The organism is Cupriavidus lacunae (genome assembly GCF_003353055.1).
Classification (GTDB): Bacteria; Pseudomonadota; Gammaproteobacteria; order Burkholderiales; family Burkholderiaceae; genus Cupriavidus; species Cupriavidus lacunae.
In genome coordinates, this window is the sequence record NZ_QKWJ01000075.1 from 25098 (window position 1) to 36008 (window position 10911).

General features: G+C 65.0%; 9 protein-coding genes. 7 read left to right on the top strand and 2 right to left on the bottom strand.

Annotation, left to right across the window (positions count from 1 at the left end):
* Positions 1 to 43: 43 nt before the first annotated feature.
* Complete coding sequence (locus DN412_RS33865) at positions 44 to 1897, bottom strand: AMP-binding protein (protein WP_115215575.1); 1854 nt, start codon at positions 1895 to 1897, stop codon at positions 44 to 46.
* 287 nt (positions 1898 to 2184) lie between these two features.
* Here DN412_RS33865 and DN412_RS33870 point away from each other — a divergent pair, with 287 nt between their 5' ends.
* From DN412_RS33870 to DN412_RS33900, 7 genes are read left to right on the top strand one after another with little or no spacing between them, the layout of a single operon-like run.
* Positions 2185 to 3306 (top strand): thiolase domain-containing protein, encoded by a 1122-nt coding sequence (locus tag DN412_RS33870; protein WP_115215586.1) that lies wholly within the window; start codon positions 2185 to 2187, stop codon positions 3304 to 3306.
* Positions 3307 to 3311: 5 nt separating this feature from the next.
* Positions 3312 to 4985, top strand: coding sequence for a 3-hydroxyacyl-CoA dehydrogenase NAD-binding domain-containing protein (locus DN412_RS33875; RefSeq protein WP_115215576.1), 1674 nt, complete (start codon positions 3312 to 3314; stop codon positions 4983 to 4985).
* A gap of 2 nt (positions 4986 to 4987) precedes the next feature.
* Positions 4988 to 6808 carry an acyl-CoA dehydrogenase family protein gene (locus tag DN412_RS33880; protein WP_115215577.1) on the top strand — a complete coding sequence of 607 codons (1821 nt, stop codon included), beginning with the start codon at positions 4988 to 4990 and terminating at the stop codon, positions 6806 to 6808.
* Between the two features lie 55 nt (positions 6809 to 6863).
* A complete protein-coding gene (locus tag DN412_RS33885) occupies positions 6864 to 7832 on the top strand; it encodes a PDR/VanB family oxidoreductase (RefSeq protein WP_115215578.1) in 969 nt (322 codons plus the stop codon).
* A 60-nt stretch (positions 7833 to 7892) separates the two neighbouring features.
* Positions 7893 to 8546 carry an RraA family protein gene (locus DN412_RS33890; RefSeq protein WP_115215579.1) on the top strand — a complete coding sequence of 218 codons (654 nt, stop codon included), beginning with the start codon at positions 7893 to 7895 and terminating at the stop codon, positions 8544 to 8546.
* A 33-nt stretch (positions 8547 to 8579) separates the two neighbouring features.
* Positions 8580 to 9239 (top strand): RraA family protein, encoded by a 660-nt coding sequence (locus DN412_RS33895; protein ID WP_115215580.1) that lies wholly within the window; start codon positions 8580 to 8582, stop codon positions 9237 to 9239.
* A 50-nt stretch (positions 9240 to 9289) separates the two neighbouring features.
* Complete coding sequence (locus DN412_RS33900; RefSeq protein WP_115215581.1) at positions 9290 to 9913, top strand: 4-carboxy-4-hydroxy-2-oxoadipate aldolase/oxaloacetate decarboxylase; 624 nt, start codon at positions 9290 to 9292, stop codon at positions 9911 to 9913.
* Positions 9914 to 9995: 82 nt separating this feature from the next.
* Here DN412_RS33900 and DN412_RS33905 read toward each other — a convergent pair whose 3' ends face one another.
* Positions 9996 to 10541 carry a MarR family winged helix-turn-helix transcriptional regulator gene (locus DN412_RS33905; RefSeq protein WP_115215582.1) on the bottom strand — a complete coding sequence of 182 codons (546 nt, stop codon included), beginning with the start codon at positions 10539 to 10541 and terminating at the stop codon, positions 9996 to 9998.
* Positions 10542 to 10911: the final 370 nt, after the last annotated feature.

Genomic DNA, 10911 nt, shown 5'->3' on the forward strand with positions numbered 1-10911 from the left:
GGAATATGAAAATGGGGAACGGACTGAAAATGGGGAACGGACGTCACGCTTCGATGACGACGATGTCTGCGGCCGGTGGTTCGGCATACAGCGCCGCCACGGCGTCCGCCCGCCGCGCGAGCACCGCGCGCTGGTTGACATAGCCCTTGTCGGTGATTTCGCCCGCATCGCTCGAGGGCGGTTCGCGTAGCAGGATCAGGCGGCGGACGCGCATGCTGCCGCCGGTATGGCGCCGGTTGTGCTGCTGCAGCGCTTCGCGCAGTGCATCGCGGAACGGCGCGTGATGCGCGAATTCGGCCGGATCGCGCAAGCCGAAGCGGTCCTGGCAGGCTTCGGGGTTGTGCCACGCGAGCAGCCCCACGTAAGGGAGGTCGGCGCCTGTGACGACGACATCGCGCAGCAGCGGCGCGGTGCAGCTCACCACTTCCACGCGCAGGGTCCCGACGCGCACGAAAATGCCCGACTGAAGCTTGAATTCCTCGGCGACGCGGCCTGCGAAGGCCAGGCCTTCCGCGGGCTTGTCGCGATCGACGAAGGTCACGGCATCGCCCATCCGGTAATAGCCGTCTTCATCGAAGGCTTCGCGCGTCATTTCCGGTTGATTCAGATAGCCGGGCATGATCGACGCCGCGCGCGTGCGCACTTCGTAGCGTTCATGATCGAGCGGGACCAGCTTCAGTTCGACGCCCGGTTGCGGAAGGCCGACCAGGCCCGCGCGCTCGGTGGGCCAGTGCACGACCGTCGTGGCCGCGCAGGTTTCCGTCGAGCCATAGCTCGCGACGAACGGAATGCGCCGCCCGAGATGTCTGACCGCCTGGTCCTGCAAGCGTGCGTAGAGACTGTCGGGCAGCTTGGCGCCGGAGGAGGTCAGGCGCCGCATACGGCGGAAGAAGATCTGTCCGAGCGCTTCATCGTGTTCGAGCGCATCGGCGAGCATGGCATAGCCAGCCGGGACGCTGCTGAAGCGGGTCGGGGAAATCTCCCTGAGATTCTCGAGTGTCTTGTCGAACTCGCCTGGAATCGGTCGCCCATCGTCGATATACATCGTCCCGCCGTCGTGCAGGATGCTATTGAATATGGCCGTGCCGCCCGCGACATGGCTCCACGGCAGCCATTCGAGCAGCACCGATTCCGGAGCGGCATGGTCGTAGCCGACCGTCTGGGCGTGCATGGCCATCGACGCGCAAATCATGCGCTGCGTGACCGGCACGGCCTTCGGGACGCCGGTGGATCCCGAGGTGAACAGGTATTTGGCGACTGTGTCGTGCGTGATCGCCTCGATCGACGCCTGAACCGCGGCGGTGACCGGCGTGGCGATGATCTCGCTCCAGGCCGTGGCGCCGAGGGCGGCCACGGGGTCGTCGACGTAGACCAGTTTCGCGTTGTCTGTCCCGATGGCGCGCAGCGCGGCCTCGAACTGACGTGCGCTCTGCACGAATACCGCGGCCGGCCTGATCAGTTCGACCATCGACCTGAGCTTGGCGTGGTCCGTGCTCAACAGCGAATAGGCCGGCGTCACCGGCACATAGGGCAGGCGCGCCTGCATCGCGGCCAGCTCGATCACCGCGTGTTCGAGCGAGTTGCCGCTCAGCACCATGATGTTGCGGCCATCGATGTCCTGTGACAGCAGCCATTGGGCCGCGGCCTCGACCTGGCGGCCGGCTTCGCGGTAGTCGAGCGTGCGCCAGCCGCCGGTGGCGGCGCTGCGCTGCTTCAGCCACGGGTGCTCGGGGCGCTCGATCGCGTGTTGCCGCAGCTTGGATGGCAGATGCCGGGCCACCGGGCCGAGTTCCACCTTGCTGCGCATCATTATCGTGCCGTTGGCCTGCTCGACGATGTCCAGATCCCGTTCCAGAAACGGAACATCGACGAAAGGAGCGTGAGCGGTCATGTCCATCGAAATTCTCTTGAAGGTAGGGGCTTGCACAAGCCGTTCATTTGATAAGGGCACCTTATATAAATACCACGCTTAAATCCACACCGTATAAACCCTGTGTGCCACTTTGCCCGGATTTGGTGGTAAATTCGAATATAAGTAAACCTTACAAAAAAACGCGTGGGGTGCGCTCGTTGGCCTCGAATGAAGCGCCAGCCTGGCGCGCCACCGTTGTACAGATCCCTCGGAGGCTCGAAGTGGCAAGCAAACCGGACACCGCGTATATCGCGGGTATTTACGAACTTCCCATGCGGCGGGCCGATGGAATGTCGACGGCCCAGATGCACGCGCAGGCCGCGCTCGGCGCGCTGGAGGACGCTGGCCTCACACTCGACGACGTCGACGGCTACTTCTGCGGGGCTGACGCGCCGGGCTTGGGCGGGCTTACGATGGCCGAGTACATTGGCCTGCGCAATCTGCGTCACGTCGATACCACGGAGTCCGGCGGTTCTGCGTATCTGCTGCATGTGGCGCATGCGGTCGAGGCGATCAGGGCGGGGCATTGCGATGTTGCGCTGATCACGATGGCCGACCGGCCGCTGTCCGCTGGGGCCGGCACCATACTCGCCGGCATCGACCGCAACACCATGCCAAATCTGCCGTTCCAGGCCGCCGTGCCCCCGCCGCCGATGTACGGCTACGCGATGGTGGCACGGCGCCATATGCACGAATACGGCACGACCTCCGAACAACTCGCCTGGGTGCGCGTCGCGGCCTCGCATCATGCGCAGCACAATCCGCACGCCGTGCATCGCGAGTTGGTGTCGGTGCAGGACGTGATCGATTCACCGCTGGTGGCCGATCCGCTGCATCGTCTTGACTGCTGTGTGGTGACCGACGGCGGCGGGGCCGTGGTGATCGTGCGGCCCGAAATCGCGCAACGTCTGCCGCGCCCAAAGGTCCGCGTGGTTGGGACCGGCGCGGCAGTCAAGCACCCCGACGCCGGGTGCATCGATCTGCTGACCTCGGCCGGCGCGCGTTCCGGGGCCGCGGCGTTTGCCGAGGCCGGCATCACGCCCGCAGATATTGGCTATGCGTCCCTGTATGACAGCTTCACGATCACCGTGCTGATCCAACTGGAGGATCTGGGCTTCTGTGCCAAGGGCCAGGGCGGGCAGTTCGTGGCGGACGGCAATCTGATTTCCGGGGTGGGGCGTCTGCCGTTCAACACCGACGGCGGTGGCCTGTGCAACAACCACCCGGGCAATAAAGGCGGAATGACAAAGATCCTCGAAGCCGTGCGGCAATGCCGCGGCGAAGCGCATCCGGCGGTGCAGGTGGCACGCCGGGAGTTCGTGCTCGCGCACGGTACGGGCGGCAATCTGGCGGGCGCGCATGCGGCCGGTACGGTCATTCTGCAAGCGGAGTAACGGTCATGAAAGAAAAACGAGGTCTGCTTCCGGCGCCGGTGATGTTCCCGGGCGACGAACCCTTCTGGGAAGCCATGCGTGCGGGCGAACTGCTCGGCAAGCATTGCGGGGCGTGTGATCGCCTTCATTACTATCCCCGGGCGCATTGCCCGTTCTGCGGCAACCGCGAGACGTCGTGGCAGCGCCTGTCCGGGCGCGGCACGATCCACTCGTATTCGGTCGTCGAGCGCAACCCGCGTCCGCTGGCTCCGGCCATCATCGAGCTCGAGGAGGGGCTGCGGATCCACTCGGTGATCATCGATGCCGACGTGCGCACGCTGAAGATCGGCGACCCGGTCGCCCTGCGCACCCTGCCGACCGCGGACGGTACGCCCGCGCCGGCCTTCACCACGCTCGCCGCTGAGGCGTCGCGAGGCTATACGAACACCGCCTACGCCGCACTGGGCGGCGGCGCGGTGCCCGGCGTGCAGGCCTTCCGCCATGGCGCCGTGATCGGCGCCGGCAATATGGGGGTGGGCATTACCCTGGCACTGCTCGCGGGCGGCCTGGAGGTGCATCTGATCGACAGTTCGGAAGCGTCGCTTGCCAGCGCGACGCAGCGCATCGACGACGCGCTCGCGCGTGACGTCGAGCGCGGCCGGCTCTCTACCGAGGAGCGCGCCGCGCGGCGCGCCCGCTTGACGACGGGCCAGGATTTGGCTGCCGTCGCGCAGGCCGACGTGGTGATCGAGGCGGTCTGGGAGGATCTGGCTCTCAAGCAGCAGCTCTTCGCGCAGATCGATCGGCATGCCGCCGAGGGCGCCCTGCTGGCAACCAACACCTCTACGCTTGACATCAATCTGATCGCGTCGGCGACGCAGCGTCCGGGCGCGGTGGTCGGCCTGCACTTTTTCAATCCCGCGAACGTGATGCGCCTGATTGAGGTGGTACGCACCTCGTCCACGTCGGCCGCGACGCTGGCGGCGGCCAAGCGCTTCGCCGCCGCGATCGGCAAGACCGCGATCGTGGTCGGCGTCTGTGATGGCTTTGTCGGCAACCGTCTAATGATCGCTCGCGAGCGTCAGGCGGGCCGTCTGTTGCTGGAGGGCGCGCAGCCCGAGCAGGTCGACCGCGTGCTGCGCAATCTTGGGCTGCCGATGGGCACCTTCGAACTGCAGGACATGGCGGGCGGTATCGAGCTGATGTACCGCTCGCGCCAGCGCATGGGGCAGCGGGACTGGCTGATCGAGCAACTGCACGCGCGCGGCCGTATTGGCCAGCGCGTCGGACGCGGATTCTACCGGTACGAACCGGGCAAGCGCCGGCCGCTCGTGGATCCTGAAGTGACCACGCTGATCGAGGAAGCCTCGCGCGTCGAGGGGATTGAGCGGCGCAGGCTGTCGGATGAAGAGGTTCACGATCGCCTGGTGCTGCCGATGATCAACGAGGGCGCCAAATTGATCGAGGAGCGCATTGTCGAGCGCGCCAGCGATATCGACCTGATTTGGCAGCTCGGCTACGGATGGCCCGGCTGGAAGGGCGGGCCCATGTACTACGCGGACATGATTGGCTTGCCGACAGTCGTGCGCAAGCTGAACGACCTCCATGCGCGTCATGGCGATGCATTCCGACCGGCCGCGCTGCTCGTGCAGCTCGCTGGCGCGTCGGAGCGAATTTCAAACCTTACGACTCCGATCTGACCATGCCGAGCTATCGCGCGCCCGTCAAGGACTGGCTTTTTATTCTCCACGACCTTCTGCATGTCGAAGCGCTCAGGCATCTGCCTGGTTTCGCCGAGCTGACGCCGGATTTGACCGTGGCCGTCATCGAGGCGGCGGCGAAATTCCATGAGGAGGTGCTGCATCCGATCAACCAGAGCGCAGACGCCGAAGGCGCCCGCTTCACCGACGGGCAGGTCCGGACGCCGGCTGGTTACAGGGAGGCCTGGGCGGCCTATCGCGCGGCGAAATGGCATTGCCTGAGCCTGGCAGAGTCGCTGGGCGGCGGGGGGCTGCCGCCGGTAATGTCGGTGCCAGTGTCGGAAATGCGCGCGGCCACCGGTCACTCGTTCTCGATGTACAGCAGCTTCTGCACGCCAGCGGCCAGCATGCTGGCCGCGCTCGCGCCCGACTGGATCCGGACGCACGTGGTGCCGCGACTGTCCGCCGGCGACTGGACCGCAACCATGGGCATGACCGAGCCGCAGGCGGGCACCGATCTGCGGCAGATCACCACGCGCGCGACGCCGCAGGCCGACGGGACCTGGCGCATCAACGGCCGCAAGATCTTCATCTCCGGTGGCGACCACGATCTGACCGACAACATCATCCATATCGTGCTGGCCAAGGTGCCGGACGACGACGGCCGCCTCCCGGCTGGCCTGTCATCGGTCAACGTGTTCCTGGTCTCCAAGCGGATGATCGATCCGTCGACCGGCGCGTTGGGCGAGCGCAACGGCGTTTACGCGCGTTCGATCGAGCACAAGATGGGCATCGAGGGGAGCGCGACCTGCGCGCTTGATTTCGAGGACGCTGTGGCCTGGCGGATCGCCGGGGCGGAAGGCCGGGGTACCGCTGCGAACATGGCGCCGATGTTCCACCTGATGAATTACGCACGCGTGGGGACGGCCGTCTCTGGGATCGGCTACGCCGAAATTGCACGGCAAAACGCCGCGGACTATGCGCGCGAACGCCGCTCGGGGCGTGCCGCGTCGGCGTCACGGGCCTCGACGGACAGCGCCGATCCCATCATCGCGCATGCCGACGTGAGGCGTTTGCTGCTCGAGTCAGCCGCTTTCGCCGAAGGCGCGCGCGCTGGCGCGCTGCGGGCGGCGTTGCTGCAGTCGATTGCCCAGCTGGAGCCGGAGGAGGCAAAGCGCGAGGCCGCCGCAGACATGCTCGAGATTCTGACGCCGGTGATGAAGGCCTTCTTCACTGACCGTGGGTTCGATGCGGCCGTGGCGTGCCAGCAGGTATTCGGCGGACACGGTTATATCAAGGATTACGGCGTAGAGCAGTTCGTCCGCAATGTCCGGGTCGCGCAGATTTACGAAGGCGCGAACGGTATCCAGGCGGCGGACCTGGTGCACCGCAAGCTGTTTGCGCATGGCGGACGTCCATGGCGAAACTTCGCGGGCGCCATTGCCGGTTTCATCGACCGGCATCGCGACGATGCGGCGCTGGACCGCTATACCGTCCCCCTGGACGAGGCGCTGCGGCGGCTCGACCGTGTGGTCGCGTCTTTGCGGACCACGGACCCCGCCCAGGGCGGATATGCCGAGGTTGCCTCCTACGATGTCCTGACGGCCGTGGGCATCGTGTATCTCGGCTGGATCTGGGCCGAAGTGGTGGCGGTGGTGACCGGCGGCGCCGAATGCCAGTTCCTGGACGAGAACATGCGTGCGCGCAAGCTGGTTTTGGCCGATGTCTGGATGCAGCGGCAGTTGCCGCTCGTGGACAGCCTTTGCCGGCGCATCGAGAGCGGAAACAGCGGGCTGCTGTCGATTCCGGCCGAGCTGATCTGAGCCTACGGCAGGTTCTCCGGATTTTTCAACAACACTGAAATTGCAAAGGTGTGATGTGAGCGATGCATCCTTGATACAGGTCCGCGTCAAGGCGGTGACGTGGCTGGCGCAGAACGTGGTGAGTGTCACGCTCGAAGCCCTGGACGGCAGCGATCTGCCCGGCGCGGAAGCCGGTGCGCACATCGACGTCAAGCTGAACAGCAAGCTGTCGCGCAGCTACTCGATTGTGCGCTGCGAAGGCTCGCCGGTGCGTTATGAAATTGCCGTGGCGAAGGATGCTGCCAGCCGCGGAGGATCGCGCTACGTGCACGAAACGCTGCGCGTGGGCGACGTGGTGCAGATCAGCGCGCCCCGCAATCTGTTTCCGATCACAGAAGAGGCGGACCTGAGCGTGTTGATCGCGGGCGGCATTGGCATCACGCCGCTGTGGTCCATGGTCCGGCAGTTTGACGCCCTGGGCCGTGCATGGGTTATCCATTACGCGGCGCGTGACCGGTGTCACGCGGCCTATCTCGTGGATATCGAACGCTTTGCGGCGGCTTCCGCGCATGGCCGGATCGAGACGTATCTGGACGGCGATCCGGGAGGCCGGCGCATGGATGTGGACGCGGTCATCCGCGAAGTCCCGGCGGGGGCGCACGTGTACTGCTGCGGTCCGCAGTCCATGCTTGCGGCGTTCGAGGCGGCAACCGCCGGGCTGTCGGCGGAGCGCGTGCATCTCGAGCGGTTCGCGTCGGTGCAGCCCGAGTGCGCCGCCCGCGAATTCACGGTGGCATTGTCTCGGTCGGGGCAGTCGTTCGAGATTCCTGCCGACCGGACGATTCTCGACGTCCTGCTCGAGAACGGCATCGATGTGCCGTTCGGCTGCATGCAGGGCGCCTGCGGCATGTGCGAAGTCGGCGTGCTGGACGGAACGCCGCAACACCTCGACACGCTGTTTTCGGAAGACGACAAGGCGTCCAAGCGCAGCATGCTGATCTGCTGCTCGCGCAGCCTGACCGACGTGCTGACCCTCGACGCATGAAACGAGGTGCGCGCGCCAGTATCTGGCCCCGCAAAGATTCTATTACTCAACGGAGACATCATGGCTGACCAAAACGTACAGCGCCTGCGCCGGCTCGACTGCTGCGCCGTGTCGGACGCGCTCGACAGACTGAAGCTGACGGGCGTGGTGAGCGGCCCGCCGCAGCGCTCCGGCGCCGGCCGCGTGGCGGGCCGCGCGATCACGGTCAAGCTCGGCACGGGCGAACCGCCCCCGGGGCCGCCAGTGCATCTGGGCTGCACCGCCATCGAGCGGGCCGACGGCGACAACGTCATCGTGGTCGAGCAGCGCAGCGGCGTGGAAGCTGGCTGCTGGGGTGGGCTGCTGTCGCTGGCCGCCAAGGTGCGCGGCGTGGCAGGCGTGGTGGCCGATGGCCCCGTGCGCGACATCGACGAAGCCGTGACCTACGAGCTGCCCGTGTTCAGCCGCGGCATCACCGCGCGCACCGCGCGCGGCCGCGTGGTGGAGAAGGGGACCGACGTGTCGGTGCAGATCGGCGATGTGACCGTCGAAGCTGGCGACTACGTGGTGGCCGACGGCAGCGCCGTGATCTTTATCCGTGCCGCCGAAATCGAGGCGGTGCTCGACATGGCCGAGACCATCGTCAGCAAGGAAGCCGTGATGGTCAAGGCGATCCTGGCCGGCACCATGGTCGGGCAGGTGATGGGCGGCAACTACGAGCACATGCTCAAGTAATCCCAGCGAATCCAGTAAGGAGTACAGACCATCATGACGACTCAGGACAAGAACGTCGAGCGCGCCTCGAAGCTCGATACCGCGACCCTTTCGGATGCTCTCGACAAGCTCGGCATCGTCGGCCAGTGCTACAAGATCAAGCCGCGCAGCAGCGACTTCCGCACCACTGGCCGCGCCTTCACGATCAAGTACGGCCCGCCGTCGGTGCCAGTCGGCACCGTGGGTGACTTTATCGACGACGTGCCGGTCGGCAGCATCGTGGTGCTCGATAACGGCGGCCGCGAGGACTGCACCGTGTGGGGCGACATCATGACCGAGATCGCGCATCGCCGCGGCATCGCCGGCACCGCGATCAACGGCATCTGCCGTGACGTAGCGCTGTGCATCAAGCTCGGCTACCCGGTGTTCGCGCGTGACCACTGGATGCGGACCGGCAAGGACCGCGTGCAGGTCGAGGCGGTCAACATCCCGGTCAACCTCGGCGACGCGCGCGTGACGCCGGGCGACCTGCTGCGCGGCGACGCCGACGGCATCGTGGTGATCCCGAAGGAGCACGAGGAAGCGGTGCTCGAAGCGGCGGAAATCATTCACAACGCCGAAGATGCGATCCGCGAAGCGTGCCGCGGCGGCATGCGTCTGGACGAAGCGCGCAAGCAGTTCAAATACCACCAGTTGCAGACCCGGAGTCAGTAATGACAGCGAATATCAAGGAACACGACGCGTAGACCACAACCTGCGCCGATATCGAACGCGTCGACGCCAGCGTCGTGGAACGCGCCCGCAAGCTGCCGACCGCGACGCTGCACGAGGCGGGCGGCAAGATCGGCGCGCTGCCCTCGGCGATCAAGGCGGTGGCGCCGGGCTTCAGGATCTGCGGCACGGCTTTCACGGTCCATTCGCCGGGCGGCGACAACCTGTGGCTGCACCGCGCTCTGGTGCTTGCGCAGCCGGGCGACGTGCTGGTGGTGTACGCGAACGGCGCCTACGAGCATGGCTACTGGGGCGAGGTCATGACCACCCAGGCGAAGGCACGCGGCTTGAACGGCCTGGTGATCGACGGTGGCGTGCGTGATGCAGATCTACTTGAGGAAATCGGTGTCCCGGTGTTCGCGCGTGGGCTGTCGATTCGCGGTACCGGCAAGGACTACGGCGCTATCGGCTGGCTCAACGCGCCCGTGCGCATCGGCAACGTGACCGTGCAGTCGGGCGACCTGATCGTCGGCGACCGCGACGGCGTAGTGGCGATTCCGCGCAAGTGCGCCGCCGACGTGGTTGAGAAGGCTGTGCAGCGCGAAGCCGAAGAACTGGCGATCTGCAGGCGCCTCGAAGCCGGCGAGACAACCATGCAGGTCTACGGCTTCCACTAAGGCAGACAACCGGATAAGGCAGCGCCCTCGCGGCGCCGGTCGATTCGTCGACCCTGGGCCGCGTTCGTGCTCTCGCCGGGTATCACAGGGGCTGCGTGTCTGACGTGTCGAGCTCTTTGTCGCGCTTGGCGAGTTGGGCGCTGCGCACTCGGCTTACCAGGAAGCGCAGATGCGCAAGGTCTTCTCCGCTGAGGCAGCTAAAGAACTCACGTTCGACCTCGTCGATTTTCGACTCGCACTGGACAAGGGTCTTGCGCCCAGCTGCTGTCGACGATATCAGGATCGTACGCTTGTTGACTGTCGAGGATTTCCGTTCGATGAGCCCTTTGGCCTCCAACACCCGGATGAATTCGCCCATGGACTGCGCCGTGATCATGGTTCTCCGCGCCAGGCTCGCTGATGACACCGGTTCGAGGTGCGCAATCAGATTGAAGACCATGTACTGGCCCGCAGTGATGCCGATGCTCTGCAGGCATTCGTCGAGTTGCCTGCGTATCAACTGCTCGAGCTGCTGGATGTAGAAGAATGTGCGACTACTACTGGCCATCAGATTTTCCTTGTTGTTGGTTGCTATGCCGGGAAGCTGGATACCGAGGCCGACAAATATGAGGGTAATGAATACCTTCATTGTCGCACACTTGTTGAATGCTGGCTTACATCTTATTTGGCGTGAAATACGTTTATAGGGAAAATGCCAAATTATTAATATGGGGGTTACAAATCTTATTGAGTCACGACGATAAAGATTATTGAGCGTTTGCGGGTAGGACGAAGTCAGGCGACCTGATGAGTTTCTATGGCTGGTGTTCAATCATATGGCACATATCTTCCACGGCGGGGTGCAAGTCTGGCAAGCCTCGCCCAGGCGGGATGTGATTTCGTAACTGCTCAATAACCCGGGGCGAACGGCGGCACCCTGTTCAAGCAGAGCGCAGGAGGCGTTGTTCAAGCAGGTGTGGTAGTGGTGGGATGTGATCGCTGCACGAGATGCGGTCTGT

Coding starts and splice junctions, on each gene's coding strand:
- DN412_RS33865 (WP_115215575.1), bottom strand. CDS start 1,897: ATGGACATGACCGCTCACGCTCCTTTCGTCGATGTTCCGTTTCTGGAA.
- DN412_RS33870 (WP_115215586.1), top strand. CDS start 2,185: ATGCGGCGGGCCGATGGAATGTCGACGGCCCAGATGCACGCGCAGGCC.
- DN412_RS33875 (WP_115215576.1), top strand. CDS start 3,312: ATGAAAGAAAAACGAGGTCTGCTTCCGGCGCCGGTGATGTTCCCGGGC.
- DN412_RS33880 (WP_115215577.1), top strand. CDS start 4,988: ATGCCGAGCTATCGCGCGCCCGTCAAGGACTGGCTTTTTATTCTCCAC.
- DN412_RS33890 (WP_115215579.1), top strand. CDS start 7,893: ATGGCTGACCAAAACGTACAGCGCCTGCGCCGGCTCGACTGCTGCGCC.
- DN412_RS33895 (WP_115215580.1), top strand. CDS start 8,580: ATGACGACTCAGGACAAGAACGTCGAGCGCGCCTCGAAGCTCGATACC.
- DN412_RS33905 (WP_115215582.1), bottom strand. CDS start 10,541: ATGAAGGTATTCATTACCCTCATATTTGTCGGCCTCGGTATCCAGCTT.